The sequence below is a fragment of the Methylobacterium sp. EM32 genome, from assembly GCF_040593685.1.
Lineage (GTDB): Bacteria > Pseudomonadota > Alphaproteobacteria > Rhizobiales > Beijerinckiaceae > Methylobacterium.
Map to the genome: position 1 here is coordinate 1 of NZ_JBEXZS010000201.1, position 25,247 is coordinate 25,247.

General features: G+C 70.0%; 22 protein-coding genes and 2 tRNA genes. 15 read left to right on the forward strand and 9 right to left on the reverse strand.

Annotation, left to right across the window (positions count from 1 at the left end; all coding sequences use genetic code 11):
* Window positions 1-180: 180 nt before the first annotated feature.
* The 11 genes from ABZT49_RS26735 (at window position 181) to ABZT49_RS26785 (ending at window position 13,627) form a co-directional block, all read left to right on the forward strand.
* A complete protein-coding gene (locus ABZT49_RS26735) occupies window positions 181-1,506 on the forward strand; it encodes an MFS transporter (protein WP_355290613.1) in 1,326 nt (441 codons plus the stop codon).
* A gap of 10 nt (window positions 1,507-1,516) precedes the next feature.
* Window positions 1,517-2,605, forward strand: a complete 1,089-nt coding sequence (locus ABZT49_RS26740) for a metallophosphoesterase (RefSeq protein ID WP_355290615.1) — start codon at window positions 1,517-1,519, stop codon at window positions 2,603-2,605.
* A 297-nt stretch (window positions 2,606-2,902) separates the two neighbouring features.
* Window positions 2,903-4,174: an arsenic transporter gene (locus ABZT49_RS26745; RefSeq protein ID WP_355290617.1), complete on the forward strand. Its 1,272-nt coding sequence runs from the start codon at window positions 2,903-2,905 to the stop codon at window positions 4,172-4,174.
* 42 nt (window positions 4,175-4,216) lie between these two features.
* On the forward strand, window positions 4,217-5,143 hold the full coding sequence (locus ABZT49_RS26750) for a DMT family transporter (RefSeq protein WP_355290619.1): 927 nt from the start codon (window positions 4,217-4,219) through the stop codon (window positions 5,141-5,143).
* Window positions 5,144-5,163: 20 nt separating this feature from the next.
* Window positions 5,164-6,549, forward strand: a complete 1,386-nt coding sequence (locus ABZT49_RS26755) for a TAXI family TRAP transporter solute-binding subunit (protein ID WP_355290621.1) — start codon at window positions 5,164-5,166, stop codon at window positions 6,547-6,549.
* Between the two features lie 348 nt (window positions 6,550-6,897).
* Window positions 6,898-7,905 (forward strand): hypothetical protein, encoded by a 1,008-nt coding sequence (locus ABZT49_RS26760; RefSeq protein WP_355290622.1) that lies wholly within the window; start codon window positions 6,898-6,900, stop codon window positions 7,903-7,905.
* A 403-nt stretch (window positions 7,906-8,308) separates the two neighbouring features.
* Complete coding sequence (locus ABZT49_RS26765) at window positions 8,309-9,523, forward strand: ABC transporter substrate-binding protein (protein WP_355290624.1); 1,215 nt, start codon at window positions 8,309-8,311, stop codon at window positions 9,521-9,523.
* A 63-nt stretch (window positions 9,524-9,586) separates the two neighbouring features.
* On the forward strand, window positions 9,587-10,459 hold the full coding sequence (locus ABZT49_RS26770) for a branched-chain amino acid ABC transporter permease (protein WP_355290626.1): 873 nt from the start codon (window positions 9,587-9,589) through the stop codon (window positions 10,457-10,459).
* A gap of 76 nt (window positions 10,460-10,535) precedes the next feature.
* Window positions 10,536-12,590: a branched-chain amino acid ABC transporter ATP-binding protein/permease gene (locus ABZT49_RS26775; RefSeq protein ID WP_355290628.1), complete on the forward strand. Its 2,055-nt coding sequence runs from the start codon at window positions 10,536-10,538 to the stop codon at window positions 12,588-12,590.
* 4 nt (window positions 12,591-12,594) lie between these two features.
* Window positions 12,595-13,317 carry an ABC transporter ATP-binding protein gene (locus ABZT49_RS26780; RefSeq protein ID WP_093569400.1) on the forward strand — a complete coding sequence of 241 codons (723 nt, stop codon included), beginning with the start codon at window positions 12,595-12,597 and terminating at the stop codon, window positions 13,315-13,317.
* A gap of 91 nt (window positions 13,318-13,408) precedes the next feature.
* Window positions 13,409-13,627 carry a DUF333 domain-containing protein gene (locus tag ABZT49_RS26785; protein WP_355290630.1) on the forward strand — a complete coding sequence of 73 codons (219 nt, stop codon included), beginning with the start codon at window positions 13,409-13,411 and terminating at the stop codon, window positions 13,625-13,627.
* Between the two features lie 286 nt (window positions 13,628-13,913).
* Here ABZT49_RS26785 and ABZT49_RS26790 read toward each other — a convergent pair whose 3' ends face one another.
* Window positions 13,914-15,275 (reverse strand): esterase-like activity of phytase family protein, encoded by a 1,362-nt coding sequence (locus ABZT49_RS26790; protein WP_355290632.1) that lies wholly within the window; start codon window positions 15,273-15,275, stop codon window positions 13,914-13,916.
* Between the two features lie 101 nt (window positions 15,276-15,376).
* On the reverse strand, window positions 15,377-17,050 hold the full coding sequence (locus ABZT49_RS26795) for a histidine kinase famiy protein (RefSeq protein WP_355290634.1): 1,674 nt from the start codon (window positions 17,048-17,050) through the stop codon (window positions 15,377-15,379).
* 235 nt (window positions 17,051-17,285) lie between these two features.
* Here ABZT49_RS26795 and ABZT49_RS26800 point away from each other — a divergent pair.
* Both ABZT49_RS26800 and ABZT49_RS26805 read left to right on the forward strand, forming a co-directional pair.
* Window positions 17,286-17,362, forward strand: a tRNA-Pro gene (locus ABZT49_RS26800).
* Window positions 17,363-17,450: 88 nt separating this feature from the next.
* Window positions 17,451-17,527 (forward strand) — tRNA-Pro (locus tag ABZT49_RS26805).
* Between the two features lie 90 nt (window positions 17,528-17,617).
* Here the strand turns inward: ABZT49_RS26805 and ABZT49_RS26810 are convergent.
* The 7 genes from ABZT49_RS26810 to ABZT49_RS26840 form a co-directional block, all read right to left on the reverse strand.
* Window positions 17,618-19,081 (reverse strand): hypothetical protein, encoded by a 1,464-nt coding sequence (locus tag ABZT49_RS26810; RefSeq protein ID WP_331297018.1) that lies wholly within the window; start codon window positions 19,079-19,081, stop codon window positions 17,618-17,620.
* 360 nt (window positions 19,082-19,441) lie between these two features.
* Window positions 19,442-20,290, reverse strand: a complete 849-nt coding sequence (locus ABZT49_RS26815) for an HIRAN domain-containing protein (protein ID WP_355290636.1) — start codon at window positions 20,288-20,290, stop codon at window positions 19,442-19,444.
* A gap of 4 nt (window positions 20,291-20,294) precedes the next feature.
* Complete coding sequence (locus tag ABZT49_RS26820) at window positions 20,295-20,567, reverse strand: hypothetical protein (RefSeq protein ID WP_331297020.1); 273 nt, start codon at window positions 20,565-20,567, stop codon at window positions 20,295-20,297.
* Window positions 20,564-20,839 (reverse strand): hypothetical protein, encoded by a 276-nt coding sequence (locus ABZT49_RS26825; RefSeq protein ID WP_331297021.1) that lies wholly within the window; start codon window positions 20,837-20,839, stop codon window positions 20,564-20,566. The genes ABZT49_RS26820 and ABZT49_RS26825 overlap by 4 nt, the downstream gene beginning before the upstream one ends.
* On the reverse strand, window positions 20,832-22,001 hold the full coding sequence (locus ABZT49_RS26830) for a hypothetical protein (protein WP_355290638.1): 1,170 nt from the start codon (window positions 21,999-22,001) through the stop codon (window positions 20,832-20,834). Before ABZT49_RS26830 ends, ABZT49_RS26825 begins: the two co-directional genes overlap by 8 nt.
* A complete protein-coding gene (locus ABZT49_RS26835; RefSeq protein WP_331297023.1) occupies window positions 21,998-22,273 on the reverse strand; it encodes a hypothetical protein in 276 nt (91 codons plus the stop codon). The genes ABZT49_RS26830 and ABZT49_RS26835 overlap by 4 nt, the downstream gene beginning before the upstream one ends.
* A complete protein-coding gene (locus ABZT49_RS26840) occupies window positions 22,266-22,487 on the reverse strand; it encodes a hypothetical protein (RefSeq protein WP_331297024.1) in 222 nt (73 codons plus the stop codon). Before ABZT49_RS26840 ends, ABZT49_RS26835 begins: the two co-directional genes overlap by 8 nt.
* A gap of 245 nt (window positions 22,488-22,732) precedes the next feature.
* Here ABZT49_RS26840 and ABZT49_RS26845 point away from each other — a divergent pair, with 245 nt between their 5' ends.
* Window positions 22,733-23,701 (forward strand): hypothetical protein, encoded by a 969-nt coding sequence (locus ABZT49_RS26845; RefSeq protein WP_355290641.1) that lies wholly within the window; start codon window positions 22,733-22,735, stop codon window positions 23,699-23,701.
* Entirely contained in the window at window positions 23,701-24,789 is a 1,089-nt protein-coding gene (locus ABZT49_RS26850) for a hypothetical protein (RefSeq protein ID WP_331297026.1), read from the forward strand. Before ABZT49_RS26845 ends, ABZT49_RS26850 begins: the two co-directional genes overlap by 1 nt.
* Window positions 24,790-25,247 lie beyond the last annotated feature (458 nt).

The following is a 25,247-nucleotide window of genomic DNA, read 5'->3' on the forward strand; positions in this document are numbered from 1 at the left end:
CGCCCCCGCCGCCTCCCGGTGGCGCGCCGCCCCGCCGGTCCTGAGCCCGGACGCTCGTCGAAGACCCGCGTGGCGCTACGGCGCCACGTGGCAGACTAATCCCTCTTGGGTAGCAACTTTTCGCGATCTCGCCGGTTCTCGGCTCCGGATCGGCCGGTCCTTCCTCAAGGAGACATCACGGTGAGCACCGCACCCTCCGCCCCTGTCTCTGCGTCCGGTGCCCCCGATCGGCAGCCCTCGAAGCGCGCCCTGCGCGGGCTCGACGCGCTCAACTTCACCCTGGCGGACGTGCGCGACGGCCTCGGCCCCTACCTCGCGATCTACCTCATCGCCGTGCGCGGCCCCGACCAGGGCTGGAACGAGGCGACGACCGGCATGATCATGACGATCGCCGGCATCGCCGGCCTGATCGCCCAGACCCCCGCCGGCGCCCTCATCGACCGCTCGCGGCACAAGCGCGTCATCGTGATCGCGGCGGCGCTCGCCGTCACCCTGAGCTGCCTGGCGCTCCCCTTCATCTCGAACTTCTACGCCGTCGCCGCGACGCAATCGCTCGCCGGCATCGCGGGCGCGATCTTCCCGCCGGCGCTCGCGGCGATCACGCTGGGGGTGGTCGGGCCAAAGCTGTTCTCGAAGCGCATCGGCCGCAACGAGGGTTTCAACCACGCCGGCAACGCCGTCTCGGCGGCTCTGGCCGGGGGGCTGGCCTACCTGTTCGGGCCGATCGTGGTGTTCTGGCTGATGGGCGTGCTCGCTGCCCTGTCGATCGGCGCGATGCTGATGGTGCCGGACGAGGCCATCGACAACGACCTCGCCCGCGGCCTCGACTGCGCCGAGGACGAATCTTGCGAGCAGCCCTCGGGCCTCACCGCTCTGTTGCAGAACAAGTACCTGATGCTGTTCGCGCTGCTCGCGGCGATCTTCCACCTCTCCAACGCCGCGATGCTGACCTCGGTCGGCCAGCTCCTCACCCACCTGTCGGGCAAGGACAACGCCACCTCGCTCATCGCGATCTGCATCGTGGCGGCGCAATGCGTGATGGTGCCGGTGGCGATGTTCGTCGGCCACAAGGCCGATGCGATCGGCCGGAAGCCGATCTTCCTCGCCGCCTTCGGCGTGCTGGCCCTGCGCGGCGTGCTCTACACCTTCTCCAACAACCCGTTCTACCTCGTGGCGGTGCAGCTCCTCGACGGCATCGGCGCCGGCGTCTACGGCGCGCTGTTCCCGATCGTGGTGGCGGACCTGACCCGGGGCACCGGCCGGTTCAACGTCAGCCAGGGCGCGGTGGCGACCGCGCAAGGGCTCGGCGCCTCGTTGAGCGCGACGCTCGCCGGCCTCATCATCGTCTCGGCCGGGTACTCGGCGGCGTTCCTGACGCTCGCCGGCATCGCGGGCCTCGGCTTCGCCCTCTACCTGACGATGATGCCCGAGACCCGAGGCTTCGAGCCCGCCCAGGCCGGCACGCCCTCGGACCCGACCGGCCGCCCGGCCCTGGCAACGGCCTGAGGACCGGACCATGACCGCCCCGCTCGCCTTCGCGCATATCGGCGATCTTCACCTGACCGGGGCGGAGGCGGAGAACGCCCACGACTTCCGGGCGATCGTCGCGCAGCTCGGCGAGGTCGACGGGCTCGACTTCGTCTTCGTCCCCGGGGACAACGCCGATAACGGTGCGCCTGAGCAATACGCCCTGGTGCGAGCGGGCCTCGACCGGCTGTCCCTGCCGGTCCACGTCATCACCGGCGACCACGACATGGAGGGCGGCAGCCTCGACGCCTTCTATGCCGGGCTGAACGTCCCCCGGCTGCCCTACGCGGTCGACGTGCGGGGCGTGCGCTGCCTGTTCCTCGACATGTGCGGGCCGGGCGGCGGCGGGCCGGATTTCCGCCTCGGGCCCGACCAGGTCGCCTGGCTCGCGGACGAGCTGGAGCGGGCGGACAGGGACTGCATCCTGTTCATGCACTCCTACCCCGCCGACCTGAAGGGCGAGGGCGAGGCGGCACGCGTCGCCGACCTTGTCCATCGCGGGCCGGTGCGCCTCGTCGAGATGGGCCACACCCATTACAACGAGCTCGCCAATGATGGCCGCACCGTCTACGCGGCGACCCGCTCGACCGGCCAGATCGAGGAGGGCCCGGTCGGCTACGCGATCGCGGTCCTCGATCGCGGCGTGGTGAGCTGGCGCTTCAAGGAACTGGCTCAGCCCTGGCCCTTCGTGCTGATCACCTCCCCCGCCGACCGGCGTCTCGCCTTCGACGCCGGCCACGCGGTCGGCGAGCGCTTCACCCTGCGCACCCTGGTGCTCGGACCGGCGGAGCGCGTCGAGTTCCGCATCGACGAGGGCCCCTGGCAGGCGATGGCGCGGGAGGACGGCGCGCGCTGCCACGCGGCCGAGGTGACCTGGCCGGCGGGCGCTCAGGTGATCACGGTGCGGGCGGCGGGCCGTGAGTCCGAGGATGCCGACGCGATCGAGCCGGCCACCGACCCGAACGGGCTGCCGACCTCCCGCGGCATCGGCAGCGACGCGGACGCGCTCGGGGCCTGGCCGGGGCGGGGTCTGCTCGGGACCCAGCTCGGGCCGAACCGCAACGGGCGGCAGTGGTGAGGATAAGGCCGACGATACGCGGAAGACCGGATAACGCTCAGGACGGCTTTACATCCTCCGGGTCATCCCGGGGCGAGCCTTGGCGAGAACCCGGGATCCATAACCGCTGACGATGCAGGATCAGGCGGCACGCAAACCGCTTCATCCTCGAGCGCCGGCGGTTATGGATCCCGGGTTCCGCTTCGCGGCCCCGGGATGACGTGGAGGGTTGGATGACCCGTGTGCCAAGGGCCCGCCGGACCGGCGGAACGACCAACCCACCTCTCCCTCGACAATGACGACAGGACTTCTCCCCCCATGGCCGCGCTGACGCTCAGCCCCAACCTCGCGACCTGGGCGATCGCCGCCCTCGCCACGCTCGGCGTGATCGTGCGCCCGTTCTCCTGGCCGGAGGCGATCTGGGCGGTGACGGGGGCGCTCGCCCTGGTGCTGCTCGGCCTGCTCCCGGCCGGCACCGCCTGGGAGGGCGTGCTCAAGGGCACCGACGTCTACCTCTTCCTCGTCGGCATGATGCTGATGTCCGAGGTCGCCCGGAAGGAGGGCCTGTTCGATTGGCTCGCCGGCATCGCGGTGCGCACCGCCAAGGGCTCGGCGACGCGGCTGTTCACCCTGGTCTACCTCGTCGGCACGGTGGTCACGGTCTTCCTCTCGAACGATGCCTGCGCGGTGGTGCTGACGCCGGCAGTCTACGCCGCGACCCGCGCCGCCAAGGTCGAGAACCCCCTGCCCTACCTGTTCATCTGCGCCTTCATCGCCAACGCCGCCTCGTTCGTGCTGCCGATCTCGAACCCGGCGAACCTGGTGGTGTTCGCGGAAGCCATGCCGCCGCTGACGCGTTGGCTCGGCCTGTTCGCCCTGCCGTCGGTGCTCGCGATCCTGGCGACCTACCTCGTCCTGCGCCTGACCCAGAACGGGACGCTGCGCCGGCAGCAGGTCGCCACCGAGGTCGAGACCGCGTCCCTGTCCCGCACCGGCATCGTGGCGGGCCTCGGCATCGTGGCGACCGGCGCGGTGCTGATCGGCGCCTCGGCGCTGGGGCGCGATCTCGGTCTGCCGACCTTCGTCGCGGGGCTGGCCACCACCCTGATCGTGCTCGCGCTGAAGCGCGGCAGCGGCGCGGTCGAGGTGGTCAAGGACGTCTCCTGGAGCGTGCTGCCGCTCGTCGCCGGCCTGTTCGTGCTGGTCGAGGCGCTGGAGAAGACCGGCGTGCTCGCGCTGATCGCCGCCGAGCTGCAACGCGCCGCTACCGCCGCGCCCTCCGAGACCGCCTGGGGCGCCGGGGCGCTGATCGCCTTCGTCTGCAACCTCGTCAACAACCTGCCAGCCGGCCTGATCGCCGGCGCCGCGGTGCAGGCCGCCCACGTGCCCGAGAAGGTCGCGGGCGCGGTGCTGATCGGCGTCGATCTCGGGCCGAACCTCTCGGTCACCGGCTCGCTCGCCACCATCCTGTGGCTCACCGCGATCCGCCGCGAAGGACAGGACGTGAGCTTCTGGAGCTTCCTCAAGCTCGGCGCCCTGGTGATGCCGCCGGCCCTCGCGCTGGCGCTCGCCGGCCTCCTCCTCGTCTGATCTCCCTCCTCGTCCGATCCCCGCAACAGGAAGGTTTTTTCGGTGTCGATCGCCGCGCTCCTCTATCCCTTCATCCTGGTCGCCGGTGCGTTGCAGGCGCTCGGCAACGCGATGAACGCGCAGCTGCGCGGCCGGATGGTCAATCCGTGGCTCGCCGCCACGGTGTCGTTCCTGCCGATCGTGTTCGTCTTCGTCACCCTGTTCCTGGTGATGCCGACGCCGCTGCCGAGCCTCGAGACCTTGGGGAAGATGCCCTGGTACGCCCCGCTGGGGGGCTTGGCCGGGGCGGTCGCGGTGTTCGGCGGCCTCGCCTTCATCGACAAGGTCGGGGCCGGACCGTTCAACGGCCTGACGTTGACGGCCAACATCATCACGTCGCTCGCCCTCGACGCGTTCGGGCTGTTCGGGCTCCAGGCCTCCGGCTTCAAGCCGCTGCCCTGGCTCGGCGGCCTCATGATGGCGGCCGGCGTGGTGTTCATCGCCCGCACTGCCGGCAAGAAGGACGACGGGGAGAGCCACGGCGTCGGCGGCAAGCTGCTCTACCCGTTCATCCTCGTCGCCGGCGCGCTGATGGCGATCGGCGTGGTGTGGAACGCGCAGCTGCGCGGGGCGCTGGTCAATCCGTGGCTCGCCGCCACCGTGTCGTTCGTGCCGGTCGTCTTCGCCTTCGCGCTGATGGTCCTGCTCAAGCCCACCCCGCTACCGACCCGGGAGGACCTCGCCGGCGTGCGCTGGTGGATGCCCCTCGCCGGCATCACCGGGGCGGTGGCGGTGTTCGCCGGCCTGCTCTTCGTCGATAAGGTCGGGGCCGGCGCCCTCAACGGGCTTCTCATCACGGCGAACCTCCTGACATCGGTAGCGCTCGACCATTTCGGCTGGCTCGGCATGCGCCAAGTGAAGGCCGGTCCGCCGCGCCTCATCGGCGCCGCCCTGATGGTCGCCGGGATCGTGATGATCTCGGTGTTCTGATCGCTCCCGGCGGAGATCCCATGCCCACCCTTCCGGCCTGGGTCCTGCGCCGCGAGACCTTCGCGGCCGTGATCGTCGTCGCACTCGCGGCGGCCATCGCGGCCGCCCTGTATCTCAGTCAGGCGACGACGCTCACTATCGCGGTCGCGCCGCGCGACGGGACCGAGCCGGCCCTAATCCGGGCCTATGCCGACGCGCTGAAGGCGGACAGCGCCAACATCCGGCTCAAGATCCTGTCCTTCGACGACGTGCGCGAGAGCGCGGCGGCGCTCCAGGACGGCCGGGCCGACCTCGCGGTGGTGCGGCCGGACGTGCTGCTGCCGAAGAACGGCCTGACGCTCGCGATCCTGCGCGACCAGGCGATGCTGATCGTCTCGCCGGAGGGATCCGGCATCACAAGCTTTCCGAAGCTCGCGGGGCGGCGCCTCGGCATCGCGGCCCATCGCAGCGCCGATTTCTGGCTGCTCAAGAACATCCTCGCCTACTACGCCCTGATACTGGAGGGGCCGGACGGTACGACCGCCGCCGCGCCGGTGCCGGGCAGCACGGTCCGCCTCGTCGCCATCGAGGGCGAGGCGGCGGCGGCCGCGATCCGCGACAAGCGGATCGACGCCTTCGTCAGCATCATTGCCGCCTCGGCCCCCAAGGCGCGCCAGCTCGTCGAATCGGTGCGGGGCATCGGCCGAACCGGCAAGGTCGACCTCGTCGACGTGCCCGACAGCGATGCGGTGATCGAGCGCTTCCCCCGTCTCCAGGCGGTCACGGTGCCGGCCGGCCTGTTCGGCGGCCGGCCGAAGCTGCCGGCGGAGGACGTGAAGACGGTAGGCGCCTCCTACCGGCTGATGGCGCGCACGTCCCTCAGCCGCGCCGTCGCCGCGGACGTGACCCAGCACCTGTTCGAGATGCGCACCGCCGCTGCCGAAGAGACCGACGCGGCGGAATACGTCCAGGCCCCGGCCTACGAGACCACGGTGGCAGCGACGAGCGCCCGCATCCCGATCCATCCCGGCGCGATCGACTATTTCGAGCGCGAGCAGCACGGCTTCGTCGAGCGCTACGGCGACACGCTCTACCTTCTCGCCGCGCTCGCCGGCGGCCTCGCCTCGGCGGTGGCCTGGCTGCGCCAGCGCCTGGCAAGCCTGCGCCGCGAGCGCATCGATGAGGTGACCGACCGGCTGCTCGAGATCACCGACCAGGCCCGCTCCTTACGGGATCCGGATGCCATCGCCGCCCTGTCGGTCGAGATCGACAAGCTCGCCATCGAGGTCGTGCGCGACATCCGCCGGCGGGAGCTCGATTCGCGCACGATGGCAGCGGTGTCGATCGCCATCGAGACAGCTCGGGCGACGGTGGCGGATTGCCGGGCGGCGGCGGGGGAGAAGGAGGCGGCTTCGGGGGTGTCGTGAGGGGCTGACGATCACGGCGGCAGGGCTGCCCGTCGCCGGACGAAGTGCGGGTCTCGCCCTCTCCCCGCGGGTGGCACGCCTGTCCGAGACATCGGGCGGAGCCGGGCGGCGTCGCGCGTGAAACGTGCAGGACGAGCCGCAGGTGCGACGCGCGATGTGCGCCTGGCATGGGGGTCCACCGGGATGGGCGATCACTCGCCGGTCGATCTCTACCCGAAAGGCGAGGCCTGCGACGGCCGCGCTCCCGCAATCCCGCCTCAATCCCGGGGTTAACAGAATCTTGTCCGAGCACGAGGGGAATGCGGGTGCACGCCCGGCATGACCCCGGAAACAAGGGAATGCGGGACGATGACTGCAAAGCCGTCGAAGACGGGACCGCGGTCCGTGACGGGCGCGGCCCTGCTGGCTGCGCTCGCCGCCACGCTGCTGGCGGGAGCCGTCGCCCCGGCGCGGGCGCAGGGCTACCGCGTCGTGATCGAGGACGAGGACGACGCGATCCTGCCGCCGCGGGCGGTGGTCTTCCGCCTTGGCCGGGCCGGCTTCACCGGCATGAGCCATCCGCGCTTCGACGGCGAGACCTACCGCGTCGAGGCCGACAGCCCCTGGGGCAACCGGGTCCAGCTCGTCGTCGATGCCCGCACCGGCCGCATCCTCGACCGCGAGCGCCTGGAGGCGCCGCTGATCCCACCCGGCACCATCCCGGGCGGCCGCCGCCCCGGCTACGGCTGGACCGAGACCGAGGCGCGTCCCTCCTGGCCGCGCGAGGAGGCGTTCCGTGACCGCGCGCCCCGCGACGGCGGCTGGCGCGACGGAGGGCACCGGGACGGTGGGGCCTATGCCCCCGTGCCGCTCTCCCGCGGCGAGCCGCTGCCGCCGGTGGGCGAGCGTCCGGAGGAGCGCCGCGTCGCCGCGCGCCCGCTGCCCCAACCCACGCCTCAGCCGGGCGCACCGTCCTACGAGGCGCCCGCCCGCGCCGCGCCGGCTCCCCGCGCCGCGGGACCGAACCCGCTCGGCATGAACCCCGACAGCCCGGCCGCCCGCACCGGCGGCGCCCCCCGCCGCGAGGCGGCGCCCGAGGGCGCGAAGCCCGAGGCGCCGCGGCGCACGGCGGCCCGGACCAAGCCGGCCGAGACAGAGACCCCCGCGGCCCTCGTCCCGCCCCTGGCGCCGAAGGCCGAATCCAAGGCTCCGCCCGCCAAGGTGGCCCCGCCCGCCAAGGCGGCAGAGGTGGCGCCGCCCAAGGCCCCGGAGGCCAAGGACGGCGGCTGGAAGACCCCGCCCGACGGCAACCGCCCGGTGCGGGTGATCGGCGGCATCACGCAGGTGCCGGGCAAGGACGAACCGGCGAAGGATTGAGGCGGCGAAGCGCTTCGGCATTCCCGCTCACGGGTCGACCGATAGATCTTATCCCCTCCGCGTCGTCCCGGTGCTCGCCGACAGGCGAGAACCCGGGATCCATCACCGCCGAGGATGCCAGATCAGGCGGATCGCGTTCCGCTTCGTCCTGAAAACTCAGCGGTTATGGATCCCGGGTTCCGCTTTCGCGGCCCCGGGATGACGCAGCGGGTTGTCGATGTCAGTGCGGATCGATTGTCCCTGCCTTGCAATCCAGTCCCTCAGCACTCCAACCCATCGCCCGCCCCGCTCTCTAGATCGAAAGACGCGCTCGACAAGCGCTGCCAATCTCGGTTCTATCCGGCACCCCGATCCACGGCCGCCAAGGTCGGGACGGCAAGAAACGGTCCCCGGAGGAATCCAGATGCGCTCATCTCTGACCGCGCTCGCGGCGGCCCTCGCCTGCGCGACCGCCTTCGCGGCCCCGGCCCTGGCGGCCGACCCGATTAAGATCGGGGTGACCGGTCCCTATACCGGCGGCTCCTCGTCGATGGGCGTGTCGATGCGCGACGGCGTGCGTCTGGCCGCCGACGAGATCAACAAGAGCGGCGGCGTGCTCGGGCGCCAGATCCAGCTCGTCGAGCGCGACGACGAGGCGAAGAACGAGGTCGGCGCCCAGGTCGCCCAGGAGCTGATCAACAAGGAGAAGGTGGTCGCCACCCTCGGCTTCATCAACACCGGCGTGGCGCTCGCCGCCCAGCGCTTCTACCAGGAAGCCGAGATCCCGGTGATCAACAACGTCGCCACCGGCACGATCATCACTAACCAGTTCAACCCGCCGGACTACGACAACAACTACGTCTTCCGCACCTCGGCCTACGACGTGCTGCAGGCCGGCATGATGGCCGACGAGGCGGTCGCGCAGGGCTTCAAGAAGATCGCGATCCTGGCCGATTCGACCAATTACGGTCAGCTCGGCCGCGAGGACCTGGAAAAGTACCTCAAGGCCAAGGGCGTCAAGCCGGTCGCGGTGGAAAAATTCAACATCAAGGACGTCGACATGACGCCCCAGCTGTTGAAGTCGCAGGCTGCGGGCGCGGACGTGATCCTCGCTTACGGCATCGGCCCGGAGCTGGCCCAGATCGCCAACGGCATGGCCAAGCTCGGCTGGAAGGTGCCGATGATCACCTCGTGGCCGGCCTCGATGCAGAGCTTCATCGACATCGCCGGCGCGAACGGCAACGGCGTGATCATGCCCCAGACCTTCATCGAGGATAAGACGCTGCCGAAGCGCAAGTCCTTCCTCGACGGCTACTACGCCACCTTCAAGGTCAACAAGATCCCGACCCCCGTGGCGGGTGCCCAGGGCTACGATTCGGTCTACCTGCTCGCCGCCGCGATCAAGCAGGCCGGCTCGACCGACGGCGCCAAGGTGCGCGCCGCCCTCGAGAACCTGAACAGCAAGGTCGAGGGCGTCGTCACCACCTACGACAAGCCGTTCACCCCGAAGGACCACAACGCGATCAGCCGCAACATGGTGGTGTTCGGCAAGGTGCAGGACGGCAAGATCGTCTACGCCAAGGACGAGGACGCCAAGAATGCGGGTGTCGTCCGCGTCAAGGAGAAGGCCTCGAACTGAGCGCCAGAGGACTGGGCCCCGCCGCGATGGCGGGGCCTTTTCAAGTCGAGACCGAGCCCCCTCATGCAGATCTTCCTTCAGCTCGTGGCGAGCGGCGTCGCCGTCGGCATGATCTACGCCGCGATCGCGTTCGGCTACCAGCTCACCTTCGCGACCTCGAAGACCCTGAATTTCGGCCAGGGCGAGGCGCTGATGCTGGGTGCCCTGTTCGGCCTGACGCTGGTGCCGTTCACCGGCTACTGGCTGATGCTGCCGCTGGTCCTGGTCTTCGGCTTCGCGCTCGGCGCGGTCGTCGAGCGGCTCGGCGTGCGCCCGGCGGTCAAGATCAAGTCCGAGTACGGGTGGATCATGGCCACCATCGCGCTCGGCATCATCTTCAAGAACGTCGCCGAGAACATCTGGGGCCGCGACGACCTCAAGTTCCCCTCGCCGCTGCCGGAAGAAGCCCTGACCTTCGGCGGCGTCCGGGTGCTGCCGATGGAGCTGATGATCGTCGCCGGCGCGCTGCTGATGATGCTCGCGGTCGAGCTGTTCAACCGCCGCTCGATCTGGGGCAAGGCGGTGGTGGCGACCTCGAACGACATCGACGCCGCCGGCCTGATGGGCATCAACACCCGCAAGGTCATCACCCTGTCCTACTCGATCAGCGCGATGACGGCGGCCTTCGCGGGCGTGCTCGTCGCCCCCGTGACCCTCACCGGTGCCACGATGGGCTCGGTGCTGGCGCTCAAGGCCTTCGCGGTCGCGATCATCGGCGGCCTCGAATCGGGGCTCGGCGTCATCGTCGGCGGGCTGATCCTCGGCGTCGCCGAGACGCTCACCGGCTTCTACATCTCGACCGGCTACAAGGACGTGCCCGGCCTGATCCTGCTGCTCGCCGTGCTGGCGGTGCGCCCGGTCGGCCTGTTCGGCAAGGCCGTGATCAAGAAGGTCTGACTTTTCCCGCCGCGCCGCTCCCGGATCGCGGGAGCGGCTTTCGTCGCTTCCATCTCGTCCAGGGTTCCTCACGATCATGGCGCAGTCCGCCCCCGCGCCGGCGCTGGCCCGGCAAACCGCCCCGCCGGTCCCTCAAGCCGGGCTCGGCCGCTTCGTCGGCCTCCTCGGGGCCGTGTGCCTCGTCGTCTTCCTGGCGGCCTTCCCGCACGTCGTCACCAGCCAGTACTACATCCACCTGCTGATCGTGATCGCCATCTACGCGATCCTGATCCTCGGCCTCGACATCGTCGTCGGCTATACCGGCCAGGTCTCGCTGGGCCATGCCGGATTGTTCGGCATCGGCGCCTACGCGGCGGCCGTGCTGTTCCTCAAGCTGAAGCTCGGACTCTGGTTCGGCCTGCTCGCCGGCATCGGCGTCACCGCGGGTTTCGGGCTGCTGCTGGCGATCCCGGCGCTCCGGGTCAGCGGGCCCTACCTCGCCATGGTGACGCTGGCCTTCGGCACCATCATCCAGATCTTCATCAACGAGATGACGGACCTGACCAACGGCCCGCTCGGCATCACCCTGCCGCCGGCCCGGGTCCTGGACTTCTCGCTGATCGGCCTGCAGGCTCCCTGGGGCGCGGCCGGGCGCAAGCTCGAATTCTACTACCTCGTCTGCGCCTGCCTGCTGCTCACGATCCTGGTGGTCAACCGGGTGGTGCGCTCGCCCTTCGGCCGCGCCTTCGAGGCGCTGCGCGATTCGCCGATCGCCTGCGACTGCATGGGCGTCAGCGTCTACCGCTACAAGGTCTACGCCTTCGTGATCTCGGCCGCGCTCGCGGGCCTCGCCGGGGCGCTGTTCGCCTGGTCCGAGCGCTACGTCGCGCCGAACTCCTACGGCTTCGAGCTGACGGTCCTGTTCCTGCTCGCCGTCACCATGGGCGGGCGCAAGTCGCGCGCCGGGCCGCTGATCGGCGCCGCCATCATCGTGATGATGCCGAACATCCTGGCCGATATCGGCCTGGTGCGGATCATGGCCGGGATCATCGCGGCCATCGCCGTCGTCGTGGTCGGCCTCGCCTTCCTGCGCAAGCGGGATGACCGCATGACCCTGCTGATCCCCGGCGTGCTCTGCCTTCTCTTCTTCCCGGCGACCCTGGCGATGGAATCGGTGACGGATTTCCGTCTCACCGTCTTCGGCCTGATGATCCTGTTCGTGGTCTACTACCTGCCCGAGGGCATCGTCGGCTTCTTGCGCGAAAAGCTGCCCTTCCTGCGCCCGGCCCATACGGGCGCGACGCAGGAGCTGTCGGCCTCCGGCGAGGCGCTCATCCGCCAGGGCGGTCGCTCCGGCGCCGATCCGCTGCTCAAGGTCGAGCGGGCGGTGATGCAGTTCGGCGGCCTCAAGGCCCTGAACGAGGTCGACCTCGCGGTGCGGCCGGGCACGATCCACGGGCTGATCGGCCCGAACGGCTCGGGCAAGAGCACGATGATGAACGTGCTCACCGGCATCTACAAGCCGACCGCCGGCGGGGTCTCGCTCGCCACCGGCGCGGATGCGGTCAAGCGCCTCGACGGGCGCACGCCCTCCGAGATCGCCCTGTCGGGCGTCGCCCGCACCTTCCAGAACGTCCAGCTCTTCCGCGAGATGACGGCTCTGGAGAACGTGCTGGTCGGCCTGCACCACAGCTTCCAGGGCACGCTGTTCGACGCGATCCTCGGCACGCCGCGGCGCCGGCGCGAGGAGCGCGAGGCGCGGGCCCGCGCCATGGCGATCCTCGATTTCGTGGGCCTCGGGCCGCTGGCCCAGGTCGAGGCGCGCAACCTTCCTTATGGCAAGCAGCGCCTCCTCGAGATCGGCCGGGCGCTGGCGCTCGACCCGGTGCTGCTGCTCCTCGACGAGCCGGCCGCCGGCCTCACCGCGCCCGACATCGCCGAACTCACGCTCATCATCCGCAAGATCCGCGACGCCGGCATCACGGTGATCCTGATCGAGCACCACATGGACGTGGTGATGGGCCTGTGCGACCGCGTCAGCGTGCTCGATTTCGGCCACAAGATCGCGGAGGGCGGCGCCCGCGAGGTCCAATCCGACCCCAAGGTCATCGAAGCCTATCTCGGCAGCCCGGTTGCCGACGCCGCGGAGTAGAGAGATGCTCGACGTCAGCGGCCTGTCGGCCGGCTACGGCCAGATCGAGGTTCTGCACGGCCTCACCTTCACGGTGCCGAAGGGCCAGGTCGTCACCCTGATCGGCTCCAACGGCGCCGGCAAGACCACCACCATGCGGGCGCTCTCCGGGATGATCCGGCCGCGCGCCGGCTCGATCAAGCTCAACGGGCGTGAGATCGGCGGCCTCGACAGCCACGACGTCGCCCGCACCGGCCTCGCCCACTCGCCCGAGGGGAGGCGCGTCTTCCCGACCCTCTCGGTCGAGGACAACCTGACCCTCGGCGCCTTCCCGCGCCTCACCGGCTCGCGGCCGAAGGGCGACGTCAATGCCGACCGCGAGCGGGCCTACACCCTCTTCCCGCGGCTGAAGGAGCGCCGGACGCAGCTCGCCGGCACACTGTCGGGCGGCGAGCAGCAGATGCTCGCCATGGGTCGCGCCCTGATGCTGCGACCGGAGATCCTGCTCCTCGACGAGCCGTCGATGGGCCTCGCCCCGAAGCTGGTGGAGGAGGTCTTCCGCATCATCCGCCGGCTGAAGGAGGAGCAGGTGACGATGCTGCTCGTCGAGCAATTCGCCATGGCGGCGCTCGGCGTCGCCGACCACGCCTACGTCTTGGAGAACGGCCGCATCCGCTTCCAGGGCCCGGCGGCGCAGCTGCGCAACGACCCGCAGGTGCGGGCGGCGTATCTGGGTGGCGGTCACTGACGCCTCCGAGCCGGCGGGGCGACGTGGCGTCACCGCCGGTTCATCGCTCAGTGCCTAATCTCCCGCCGGATACGGAATCGGGAGAAGAGCCGTGAAGTCGTTGCTTGCCGCCGCTGTGTTGCTCAGTATCGCAGGCGCGTCGCAGGCCTGGGCCCTGGGCAACCCCGCCTCGGCCTACTGCATCTCCGTCGGCGGGCGCCTGGAGATCCGGAAGGGTCCGCAGGGTGAGGCCGGCTACTGCCACCTGCCCGACGGGCAGGTCGTCGAGGAGTGGCAGCTGTTTCGTGAGGCGAACAAGGCGAAGCCTTGAGAGCCTATGCGTCCTGCCGAAAAGGGTTGGTTTTCCCTCCGCGTCATTCCGGGGCCGCGCAGCGGAGCCCGGAATCCAGAAACTCAGGTCGTCCAAGATAAGGCGGCACGCGCTTCGCTTCGTCCTGCATCTCCGGCGGTTCTGGATTCCGGGCTCCGCTGCGCGGCCCCGGAATGACCCTGTGGATATCGATTCTGCAGCGGTTAATTCGTCAAAGCAGTACGGCAAAGCAAAGTAATGCTCGCCGAGCACCCCGCACCCCTCCCGGGATGCGGGGTACGGCCAGTCACTTCGCCTTCAAAAACTCCCCCACCTCCAGCAGCACGAACTCGTTGTCGTCCACCTTGTGCGGGTCGCGGCTCGCCGAGAACGGCAGGTTGTTGTCGTTGCCGACGATGATGTGGGTGTCGTCGACCTTGTCGACGTTCTCGATCGTGAAGAACGGGAAGGCGAGCGCGCCGTCGGTCAGCGGCTTGCGCGCCGTCTTGCCCGGGTCGGCGATGCGCATCAGGTCGATGGAACCGATCTTGCGCACCGGGCCGCCCTGGTTGGCATCGGTCATCTCGATCTTGAAGACGCGCTTGAACTTGGCCGGCACCGAGAAGCAATCCGGCCCCTTCTGGCTGGCCGGGCAGGCCCGGTCGGCGGTCCCCTCGCCGTCGTCGCGCTCGATGATGAGACCCGTGGTGGCGTCGATCAGGTTGAAGTCGCCGATGGCGTGGCCGGCCTGCTCCAGCGGGTAGAGCCACGAGCGGCCGGTCCAGGTCTCCGCCTTGGTGTCGAATTCGAGGATGCGCAGGACCTCGCGTCCGTCGCGGGTCTCGAACGCCTTCGCCTCGGCGTCCCAGAGCGGGCCTTCGAGCAGGGCGTAGAGCCGGCTGCCGTCGGGCGAGGCGGCCATGCCCTCGAAGCCCTTGGAGCGGCGGGCGTTGAACGCCACCGCGCCGCCGGGTATCGCTGGGGTCGTCACCGCCGGGTTGTCAGGGGAGCGGACGGGCTTGCCCGAGGCCAGTGTCTCGACCACTGCCTCGACCTTGCCGGTGCGGTCGGCCTTGATCAGGAATGGGCCGAACTCGTCGCCGATCCAGATCCGGTCGCCGACGAACTGGAAGCTCTCGGGGTCGAAGTCGCTGCCGGTGAGGTAGCGGCTCTCGGTCGCCTCGTTGGCGATGCGGAACGGTACCTTCCTGTCCGGATCGCGCAGGAAGACCGTCTCCAGCCGCGCGACGCCGCCCGTCGCGAAGTCGATCCGGTAATGGTTGAGATAAAGCATCGCGTCGGGCGAATTCGCCTTGGTGCCGAAGCCGTTGTCGGTCAGCACCCAGTAGGTGCCGTCCGGCATGTGCTTGATGCCGGAATGGCCCTGGAGCGGCTGGCCCTTGAGCGGCAGCTTGAGGCTGGTAGCGCGGCCCATCGACTGCACCTCGACGGTGCCCACCGCCTCGACCCGCCGGCCGGTGGTGAACTTGCCCGGCGTGGCGAGGTCCTTCGGTGCGTCCTCAGGGAGCGGCAGGGTGCTCTCCGCCGGCAGGACGGCGTGGCCGGCGAGCGTTGCCTGGAAGGTCTGGGACGCTTGAGGCGCCTGGGCAAGGGCGGCGGGCGCGGCCGACAGCAGGAGCGTGAGGGCGAGCAGGGAACGGCGCGGCATAGAATCCTCGCGGAGATGAGCGCGGCTGTTCTGGCGCATCACCCATGTCAGCGAAGTGACGACATCGTCGTTTCCGCGGGATCCGTGCCCCGGTGGAGGCCTCAGCCGTGATGCGGCTCGCCCGGGGCCGGCATCTGTCTGGCGCCGCGATCGAGGGCGGTGCGGATCCGGTCGGCGAGCTCCGCCTTGCGGTAGGGCTTGCCGAGCACGTCCATGGTCGGGGTCGCGGGGCCGTCCGCCACCAGGTCCTCGTTGTAGCCGGTGGTCAGCAGCACCGGCAGGTCCGGCCGCATCGTCTTGGCCCGGTCGGCCAGGATCAGGCCGTTGACGCCGCCCGGCATCACGATGTCGGAGAACAGGAGGTCGATCCGCGTCTCCCGCTCCAGGATCTCCAGCGCCTCCTCGCCGTCGCGGGCGGCGAGCACCTGGTAGCCGAGGCTCTCGAGGTATTCGCGGGCGAGCGCCCGCACGTCGTCGCTGTCCTCGACCACCAGCACGGTCTCGTCGCCGCGCCGCAGCACCGCCTTGCGCTCGGTAGGCTCCTCCGTAGCCACCGCGCCCGGGCCGGCCGGAAACAGCATCGTGATGGTGGTGCCCCCCGCCGTCGCCCCGCTCTTCGGCCGGCTGTCGATCTCCAGCCGCCCGCGCGACTGCTGCACGAAGCCATGCGCCATCGCGAGGCCGAGGCCGGTGCCCTTGCCGGGGCCCTTGGTCGAGAAGAACGGCTCGGTCGCCCGCTCGGCGACGTGGGGCGGCATCCCCTCTCCCTCGTCGCGCACCCGGAGCGCCACGTAGTCGCCCGGCGGCAGGGCGCGAGCCTTCCCGTTTCCGTTGAAGTGGACCGAGGCGGTCGAGATCGTCACCGTGCCGCCCGCCGGCATCGCGTCGCGGGCGTTGATGAGCACGTTGAGCAGCGCCATCTCGAGGTTGGTGCGGTCGATCGTGACCGCCGGCAGCCGCGGCGTCAGGTCGAGGCGCACGGAGACGGTGCTGCCGAGCGTGCTCTCCGCCACCTCCGCGAAGGCGAGAACCAGGGCGTTGAGGTTGAGCGAGCGCGGCTCCAGCCGCGCCTTGCGGGCAAAGGACAGGAGCTGCTTCGTCAGCTTCGCCCCCCGCTCCGCCGCGCCGGCGGCGTTGGCGAGCTGGCGCTGGGCCCGCTCGCTCGTCACGGAGTTGCGCGCCAGTTCGAGGTTGCCGGAGACGACCTGGAGCAGGTTGTTAAAGTCGTGGGCGAGGCCGGCGGTGAGCTGGCCGATCGCTTCCATCTTCTGGGCCTGGCGGAAGGCCTGCTCGGACACGCGCCGCCGGGTCACATCGAGCTGCGAGGCGAAGAAGTAGACGATCTCTCCGGCCGCGTCGAAGACCGGGCCGATGAAGATGCCATTCCAGAACGGCGAACCGTCGCGCTTGTAGTTGAGGATCTCGGTCGCGATCGCCCGGCGCTCCTCCACGGCCTGACGCAGTTCGGCCACGGTCTCGCGGCTGGTCTCGGGCCCCTGCAGGAAGCGGCAGTTGCGGCCGATCAGCTCGGCTTGCGTGTAGCCGGTGAGGTCTTGGAACGCCCGGTTGGCGAACACGATCGGGTTGTCGGGCTGCCGCGGATCGGTCAGGATCATCGGCATCCGAGTCATCTCGATCGCCGCGAAGAACACGCTGCCGCGGTCGTCGAGACCGGGCTCGCGGATCGTCGCAGATTTCAGATGCGCCAAGGACGGCGCTTCCGCGGAGTGGCTGGCTTCCGGCTCCGGCACCCCGACCTGATCGTCCTCGCTCACACCGCCACCCGGCTCGCCATACGCCACCCCGCCGGTGTCGATTTTTCTGACGGTGGGACAATGGGGGGCGGGAGCAGATCGCGCAAGGCCCATCCCCCCTCGCCCGCTCCCTCACGCGCGCGGTGCCGCAGCCCGGATCAGGCCGGCTGAAGAAACTCGGCCATCGCGCATGAACGGCCTTGCGGCCCCCGGATGCCCTCGCTATAAGCCCGTTCGTCGGCCACGGCCGGCCGTTCGGAGTGTAGCGCAGTCTGGTAGCGCACCACGTTCGGGACGTGGGGGTCGCAGGTTCAAATCCTGCCACTCCGACCAGCCCTCTCACGAGGCTGAGTCTTCCCGAGATCAACCTGCATCTCTAGGAGATGTCCGGTTTCTACGATACCCGTGCCTTCGGGCGCGTCGGAGTGTAGCGCAGTCTGGTAGCGCACCACGTTCGGGACGTGGGGGTCGCAGGTTCAAATCCTGCCACTCCGACCAGTTTTCCCTTTGCAAAGTGCCTTCCCGGGGCGCAGAGGTTTCGCCCGACCAAACATTCGACCAAACATCGGTCGAAAACCTGGTCGCGGTTCAGGCTGCCTTCCGCTTCCCGCCACGCCGGCCCAACGCCTCGCGCGCGCCTTCCATGTGCTTCGCCGAGTGGTGCCCGTAGCGGCGTTCGATCATCTCAACCGACATGCCGACGTAGCCGGCGAGCTCCCAGATGGGCACGCCGGCCTGCATGCCCCACGTCACCGCCGTGTGCCGGAGGCTGTGCCGCACGACGTCGTCGCCCAGGCCCTCCTCGTAGACGAGGTTCGCGAAACTCTTCTTCGTCGACCCGACCGGCTTGCCCTCGAACTCGACGACGAACCGCTGCCCGAGGGCGTGGTGCCAGCGCCACAAGTGGTTGACGAGCGAATCGGGCATCCGGACCGTCGGGGCACGCTTGTTGTCCCGCTCCTGCGTCCCAAGCGCCTTCCGGTGGAAGATGGCGACGCGCTTGATCGTGGGCACCTGCACCCGGCGCTCGAACACCTCACCGTCGATGACGCGGGTCTCGACCCGTTCCTCGACTGTGGTCTCGGTCGTCAACTCCATCCAAGGCTTGCCGACCTCCTTCACGAAGCTGGCACCGCAGATCGAGCCGCTGCGGGTCCCCGTCCGGAGCGCGACAACGATGAAGCGCGCCAGGTGCCACGCCGGGCGCCGGGGCATCACGTACGTCTCGCCCTTTCGGGGGCCCGACGAGATCGTCTGGACCTCGCGCTTCTTCCAGGCGCGCCAAAGGAGGCGGGCCGCCTCGCCGCGGGTCAGCCATCGGTCCCTTTCCTGCCCCTTCGGCGGCAGCGTTACCGAGACCGTGTCGCGCGTCAGGCTGTCCTTGATGGCCAGGTTCACGGCGGCGCGGAGGTCCTCCAGCTCGCGGCGCGGGCCGCCGGTCGAGACGACGCGCTGCTTCGTAGGCTTGGAGTAGCCCCGGCGCGCGGGCACGCCGTCCTTCCCTGTCCCGAGCCGCGCGTGGGTCCTCCACGGCGTCCCGACGCGCGAGGCCACGTACTGCCCGCACGTCACGCTGTCGACGTCGGCGAGCGTCCGCTCACCCCACCATTCGAGCAGCGCGAACACGCGCTGGGCGAGCTCCTCGTGGCGCGCGACGCCGCCCCGGTACTCGCCCGTCGCCGGATCGAGGGTTCCGCGCTTCGCGTCGAGGTACCGCGACAGCGCCTCGGCCACGGTGACCTCGCGCGCCGGCCGGCCCTTCCTGACTTCGACGTTCGCCGTCGCCGCGATGGCGACGGAATCCTTGTAGTCCCGGAGGCGGTCTAGGACGCGGGCTTCGTTCGCTTTGCGCTCCGCGCCTTCGCCAAGGCTGATGCCAAGGCTAAGGACCTGCCGGCGGTTGTGCATGATGACCCAGACGCCGCCGCGCTCGATGCCGTCGGTTCCGACGCGGCCCTCGCGGTACCAGGCGTAGGGCTCGCCCCTGCCTCCGACGCCGAGCTTGCGCGGGGTCTTGCGCTTCCTTCCTGTTGCGCCTGGTCGTCGTGCCATCCCTCTCCCTTCCTCCAGGCGCCAAGTTGCCGGCGCGTGACTAGAACGAGACGACCGCGCCTCACGCATCCGAGCTCGCCCCGGCCGACGGCGCCCCGGAGCATCGGCACCGTGTAGCCGGGCGCGCCGTAGAGGCCCCGGCACTCCGGCGCCCACAGGGCATCCGCCAGCGCCAGCGGCATGTCCATGTCGGCGCCTTCAAGCGCCCAACTCAGGCCGCCGGAGACGTCGCGCCAGACATCCGTGGAGACGGTAATCTCGTAAGTCGTGGTCATCAAAGGGAGTCTCCCTCAATGTTTGGTCGCAAACAATCGGGTTCGAGTGCCGTGGTTAAGGTCGTGGCCGTGCCGGTCCCGGGCGTCAGACCAGCTCGGCGACGGTCACCCTGCGGCGCGGCCGGGAGGCCCACTCGGCCATGACGGCCCGGAGCTCCTCCGTGACGACGACGTGGGAGCCGGTGGCGTACCAGCCGCGCATCGAGACCGCGACGCGGGCGCCGGCCTGGGCGGCCAGGCGCTTCGCCGTCGACCGCGAGCACCCGATGGCGCGCTCGATTTCGAAGAGCTCGACGCCGGCGCCGACCGGCGGGAGGAGCGCATCGTCGATGGGCTCTGGCGGAAGCCGCGCGGAGAAGGTGTTGACGGCGTGCGCGAGCCTCGCCGCCCGGGCGAGCTTCAGCCGCTTCTCGAACCTCTCGGCGCGGACTCGGCTATCGCCCTCGCGGCGCATCTCGGCGAGACGCTCGCCCCAGCGCCACGCGTCCAGCGCCTGGGCGGTGGCGTGCGCAATGTTCTTCCCGTGGAGCTCCGCGGCCGCGGGGCCGACGAGAAGCGCCCGGGCGGTCCACGCTTCCCCGGTGCCGGGGTCGCTGACGTAAGCCCGGAGAGAGAGACCCGCGTCCATGGCCGGTGCGACCTCGCGCGCCACGCCCCGGGGCAGATGCCCGATGCGCACGTCGTTGCGCCACCACACCTCGACGGCGTTCCCATCGTGCTCGTTGTCCGGCGCCCGGACAACGACGAGGCGGTCCCCGGCGCGGGGGCGGACGGGCTCGCCGTCCAGGCCGATCTGGTCGTAGTCGTAGAACTGAAGGCCGGCGATTTCGCACCCGGCCCAGGGCTCGCCGGCGCGGATGCGGCCGGCCTCGATGGCGGCATCGACGCCCTCCAAGAGGACGGCGCCCGGGAGGTCAAAGGGGGAATCGCTCATCGGCTTATTTCTCGGCGGCGCGTAGGATGCGGGCAGCGTGGAGGCGCGCCGCCTCGCGAGCCCATGCGAGCGTCCGGGGTGAAGGCTCCCCATTGCCGGCGCGCCAGCGACGCAGCTCGCGTTCGTCCTCGCCGATGTCCCCAGCCAGTTTCCCATGCCACCGGGGGCCGTGCATGGCGCGCCCGATCCGCTCCAAGATCTCGTAGGGGCGCTCGTCCAGGGGCGGGGCGCCGTTCCCGCCGATGCCGGGCGGGGGCGTGTCGAGGCCGCTCGTCATGGCGTCTCATCCCCGGCTGCGCGCAGCAGGTTGGCGGCGACCTGCCGGGCCATCCACTGCAGCCACGCGACTTCCTCGGCCGAGGGCGAGCCGTTACCGGCCAGCCATCTCCTTATTCGCTGGTGCGACACGGCCAAATCGAGGGCCGTTTTCCCGATCCACAGTTCGCCATACATGATGCGGCCGATGCGCTCGACGGTGTCGATGGGGCGCTCCGCGAGAGCCGTGATGTCGGGGGCCGGCATGAGCCGGGAGATGCTGGTTTCAGACATGGAAGTCGTCCATTTCGAGTTCGGGCAGGTCGCGACCGTCGGCCAGCGCTTGGAACCAGTCGGCCAGCGCAGGCGACATGCGCGGCGCCGGAAATCCGGCAAGTTTTGGCTCGGGCGCCGCGGGTCGGGTCCGGGCCTGGTCGACGTCGGCGCGGACGAACTCGACGGCCGCCGCCGGCGTGATCCCCTCGCGCCGCGCCAGGTCGACCGCGATGGCGAGGTCCCCGGCGGACAGGCGCCCAGGCGGCGGGACGAGCGCGGCGGAACGGAAGATCGTCTCCGGGCGCGGCGTCGGCGGCGGTTCTGGCGGCGTCGCCTTGAACTGGGCAGCTAGGGCGGTGGCGTCGAGACGGCGCAGCGCGGCGCGGATGGCGGAGGGCTTTACCTCCCAATCGGACGCCATCTGCGCCACGCTGCGGCCCTGGGCACGTTCGGCGAGGAGGACGTCGGAAGTCGGCATGCGGCTACGGCGGCGCATTGGGCGGTTCTCCAGGATGGTGGGCGGTTCGATGACGATGGCGGGGGGCTCGGGCTCGGCCGGGTCCGGCTCCATCATGACAAGGTCGGGGAAGACGGCGACGATGGCGGCCGGGTCCTCGTCCCGGAGCGCCTCGGCCAGCGCGGCGTCGACCGGCGGGAGGGCGTAGCGTCCGGTAGCGGGCTGCGCGGGAACCAGGGCGAGGGCCTTCCGGACGACAGACGCGACGGCGGTCTCGAACGCGAGCCGGGCCTGCCAGGCGACGGACGCCTCGGCGTCGCCGCGCCTTGCGCGAGCCCCGAGCGAGGTCGCGACGCCCCTCTCCGCCGACGAGATCGTCGGCGCCGTCAGGCCGCGGCGCGAATACAGGCCCTGCGCGCCGACGCTGATGCCGGCCGCCCGGGTGCCCCTCTTGGCGCTCCCGAGGACGTAGCCCGTCTCGATGGCGATGGCCGCCTCGACTTCCGTGCACGACATCGAGCGACCCCCGGTGCGGGGCGGGGCGACGCGGCCTGCCTGGGCTCGCCCCTTCTGCGCGAGGGAGGACAGCGTGCGCTCGCCCAGCCAGTGCCAGCGCTCGCACGCCATATCCAGGCCGTGCGAATCGACGATGCGGGCGACGAGCGACGCCGCCGGCGTCTCATGGACCGCAGCGTCGATAGAGGAGAGAGCGCCGCCCTTCATAGTAGCGCCCCCTGCGAGGAGGAGCGGCGGGGATCGGCGTCGGGCATGCGCACGGTTCGCCGCGCCGGGAGCTTGGGCGCCGTCGGCGGGATGACGCGGACCTGCGCGACGGGGCGTGCCGAAGGCGGGGCCGCCGGGGGCATCTCCGACGGGAGGTCGACGACCGGCGCGCGGGGGGCCTTCCAGCTAAGGGCCGGGTTCGACTTCTCGCGCTCCCAGTCCTCGAACATCTGCAAAAAGGGCGGCAGGTCCTCGTAGGGGATCTCAGCCATGGGCCGCGCCCTCCACGGGGACGACGACGGTCTCCAGCCCGAGGCCAGCGAGGATGCGCCGGCCCGGCGGGCGCCGCTTGGCGCGCACGTCAATGAGGTAGGCCGGGGAGACGCCCAGCGAACGTGCGGCCGCGCTGGCCGACCCGGCGGCCTCCACGCGGGCCCGGAGGAGGTCGAGCACCTCCTCGCGGGATACTTTGGCAATCGGTCCCATCGAAGTTATCATTTCCTCAGTAGTTGCCCGCAAGGCGCTATTGCGACTCCCGTTGGCAACGATGGTATGAAAGTCGCGGCCTAGTGCAAGAGGAAATCGACACATGGAGGTTTGTTGCATTTCGCAACAAACCTCTGATGCCAATCCTTCGACTTTCGAAGCAATTTGGCCGTCGACAAAAGCTTGCGAATCCTTGTCAAGCGGTCCACCTTACCCTCATTGCCAACGCGTGAAGGGTCTCCGCCGTGCTCTCCCTCCTCCTCCTCCTTGCTCTCGCCTTCGCCGGGATCGTGCTCCCGGTTCTGGCCGCCGCCGTCGCCGCCTCCCGAGGCGCTTCCGACACCGTCCCGGCGGCTCCCGCGCCCCTCGGGGCCGCCATCCCGCTCGCCGGCCTCGGCCTCTCGTGGTGGCGCCTTCGCACCGTCCGGACAGGCCGGGGCGAGCGCGGCTTTTGGGTCGGCGACGGCGACCCGACGCGGTATTCCCGCGCCTGGAGGCTAGCGAAAACGCCCCTCCATGAGGCCGGCTATTCCTGGGGGACAGCCGAAAGGTCCGGCGGGCAGGTGCAGCCCGTCTGCTGGGAAGACCCCGCGCAGGGCGACGCAGTCTCGCTCGACGCCATCGCCGCGGCCGAGGCCGCCTTGGCCGCCGACGACGTCCGCGTCGCCGAAGCCGAGGCCCGCCGAGCCAGGGAAGCCGAGCTCGAAGCCGAGCTAAACGGTGACGCCCGGCGCGCCGATATGGAGTCCCTCCGCGCTTCGTTGCGCACGAAGGCGTGGGCGTGGAGCAGTCGGAAGCGCGGCGTTGCCCACGCCCTGCTGGCGGAGAAGCCCGGCCCCGGCGGGGCGCCCCGGGCGGCCGCTGCGAAGATCGCCCGCGAGCTCGTCGCCGAGGTCGAGGCCTCCATCGAGGCCGTCCGTGCCAGGGTCGCCAAGGACCCGAACCACGATTGGCTGGCGCGGGCGCAGGACGATGATGTCCGCCGGGCGGTCCACTACGCCGTCCAGGTCCTGACCGACCTCGACCGGGATATGGCCTCCCTCGACAATGGCGTCGGCTGGGGGCGCAGCCACACGCACTCCGGGCACGTCCTGGCCGGGTTGCCGGAGCTTTCGGTTGTCGAAGCGACGAACGCGCTTGCCGCAGTCTGGCGGCACCGGCGGCAGCTTCGGCCGGAAGTCCGGGCGCGGGTGTTCGGTTCGGAGGTGGCGTGATGGCCAAGCGCAGGGACTTCCGCCAGGGCGACCTCTTCACCGCCGTCGCCTTGGAGTACATGGCCCCCCACGACGCCCTCGTCGGCGAAGTGATGGAGGCGATCCAGGAGGTGCTGCCGCCCGGCGTGCCGACGTACGTCCAGGAGGTCCGCTCGGTCGTGCGCGACCCGCGTGGCACCCTCTCCGCGACACTCATCGTGTTCGACGGGCAGATCCAGAATGTTCGCATCGGCGGCCATCTGGGCGCCCGTAGCTACTCCTGGCCCGAGCTTGCGGTGCCCTTCGGCTGGGACGAGGAGCTCAAAGCCTGGCGGCGGTACCCGGAGGGCGAAGCGGCCGCGGTCGAAGGCGCCGATCAGCCCGCGCCCGCGCCCGACGTCGCCCTGACGCCCGGGGAGCGCCTCGTCGCGGCTGGGATCGGCGACGCGACGTGGCTCCGGCTAGGCGGCGACCTGCAGGACCCCGACGCGCCCGCCCTGCCGCGGTCCCTGGCCACGCCCCTGTGCGCCAAGGTCCTCGGGTCGGGCGAGATGCGCCTCTTCCTGAATTTCCCGTCGGCCGGCGGCTTAGCGTTCGTGCAGAGGGTCGAGGCCATAAGTGGCTTGAAGGCGGCTTGGGACACCGAGGAGATTGACAACCCCTTCCGGTACCGCGGGCACCACGCCGAGGATCTAACGACCGACGCGGGCTGGGAGTCCCTCGCGGCAACCTTGGAACACACCACCGTAGACTACGTCGCCATGTACGCCGCCCGTGCGGCCATCGAAGGAAGGCTCGCCATCGCGAACGCGCGATCCCTCATGGAAGCCGTGGGGGTCCCGGAACCCGAGTCTCCCGGCCGGGAAACTGCGATAGCGAAGCTCCATGTGCATGCGTCCGGGCAGGTCATGCCGGTCGTCGAGGATGCCTGGGCAGTCATCCACGCGGCGGAGGATGGCTTGATCAAGCCGGGCGGCTGGGCGAACGGGTACCGAATCCCGCCCACGCTGACGGAGGCGGGTCGGGTGCGGTTCGGCCTTGCGCCGAAGCGGCAACCGAAGGCGTTGCAAATCGGCAGCGCGTCACATGTGCGGCCGAATGCACGTTAATCATGGAGCTAGTGCTTGATTGCCGTTCGTCCGTTCAAGCGGTAGATTTTATACAACGTTTGCCGCACCTGTTGACAAGCAAGCTGAGCCTAGCTGCGTTGTAGCCCGTTTTGGAAACTTGGGACAAAGATTGAGGTAGATGTGAGCGTCAAACTAAAGTTTTTCGTAAATATCAACGGGGCCGGCCGCGTCGAGACAGTTCTTGCGGACAGTCATGAGCATGCGGCACAGCGCTTCCTTCTCAGAATCGCTCGACGCGACTTAGGGTCGAGAGCATATAAACCTCACGCTGTTCGCGAGGGGGTTACAGATAGTGGCGCGATTTGGTGGAGAGGAGAGTTGTGGCGTCGAGCGCGCGACGGCAACGGGTGGGTAACCGATGATTACCGCGCCATATTCACAACGCGAGAAATCCCCCTTCAATCGTGAGGCGATAGGCAACCAGCGGTCTCGTCATG

What these genes read in the sequence shown, in the direction of transcription:
- ABZT49_RS26740 (WP_355290615.1), top strand. Translation starts at nt 1,517, where the DNA reads ATGACCGCCCCGCTCGCCTTCGCGCATATCGGCGATCTTCACCTGACC.
- ABZT49_RS26745 (WP_355290617.1), top strand. Translation starts at nt 2,903, where the DNA reads ATGGCCGCGCTGACGCTCAGCCCCAACCTCGCGACCTGGGCGATCGCC.
- ABZT49_RS26755 (WP_355290621.1), top strand. Translation starts at nt 5,164, where the DNA reads ATGCCCACCCTTCCGGCCTGGGTCCTGCGCCGCGAGACCTTCGCGGCC.
- ABZT49_RS26760 (WP_355290622.1), top strand. Translation starts at nt 6,898, where the DNA reads ATGACTGCAAAGCCGTCGAAGACGGGACCGCGGTCCGTGACGGGCGCG.
- ABZT49_RS26765 (WP_355290624.1), top strand. Translation starts at nt 8,309, where the DNA reads ATGCGCTCATCTCTGACCGCGCTCGCGGCGGCCCTCGCCTGCGCGACC.
- ABZT49_RS26770 (WP_355290626.1), top strand. Translation starts at nt 9,587, where the DNA reads ATGCAGATCTTCCTTCAGCTCGTGGCGAGCGGCGTCGCCGTCGGCATG.
- ABZT49_RS26775 (WP_355290628.1), top strand. Translation starts at nt 10,536, where the DNA reads ATGGCGCAGTCCGCCCCCGCGCCGGCGCTGGCCCGGCAAACCGCCCCG.
- ABZT49_RS26780 (WP_093569400.1), top strand. Translation starts at nt 12,595, where the DNA reads ATGCTCGACGTCAGCGGCCTGTCGGCCGGCTACGGCCAGATCGAGGTT.
- ABZT49_RS26790 (WP_355290632.1), bottom strand. Translation starts at nt 15,275, where the DNA reads ATGCCGCGCCGTTCCCTGCTCGCCCTCACGCTCCTGCTGTCGGCCGCG.
- ABZT49_RS26810 (WP_331297018.1), bottom strand. Translation starts at nt 19,081, where the DNA reads ATGGCACGACGACCAGGCGCAACAGGAAGGAAGCGCAAGACCCCGCGC.
- ABZT49_RS26815 (WP_355290636.1), bottom strand. Translation starts at nt 20,290, where the DNA reads ATGAGCGATTCCCCCTTTGACCTCCCGGGCGCCGTCCTCTTGGAGGGC.
- ABZT49_RS26820 (WP_331297020.1), bottom strand. Translation starts at nt 20,567, where the DNA reads ATGACGAGCGGCCTCGACACGCCCCCGCCCGGCATCGGCGGGAACGGC.
- ABZT49_RS26825 (WP_331297021.1), bottom strand. Translation starts at nt 20,839, where the DNA reads ATGTCTGAAACCAGCATCTCCCGGCTCATGCCGGCCCCCGACATCACG.
- ABZT49_RS26830 (WP_355290638.1), bottom strand. Translation starts at nt 22,001, where the DNA reads ATGAAGGGCGGCGCTCTCTCCTCTATCGACGCTGCGGTCCATGAGACG.
- ABZT49_RS26835 (WP_331297023.1), bottom strand. Translation starts at nt 22,273, where the DNA reads ATGGCTGAGATCCCCTACGAGGACCTGCCGCCCTTTTTGCAGATGTTC.
- ABZT49_RS26840 (WP_331297024.1), bottom strand. Translation starts at nt 22,487, where the DNA reads ATGGGACCGATTGCCAAAGTATCCCGCGAGGAGGTGCTCGACCTCCTC.
- ABZT49_RS26850 (WP_331297026.1), top strand. Translation starts at nt 23,701, where the DNA reads ATGGCCAAGCGCAGGGACTTCCGCCAGGGCGACCTCTTCACCGCCGTC.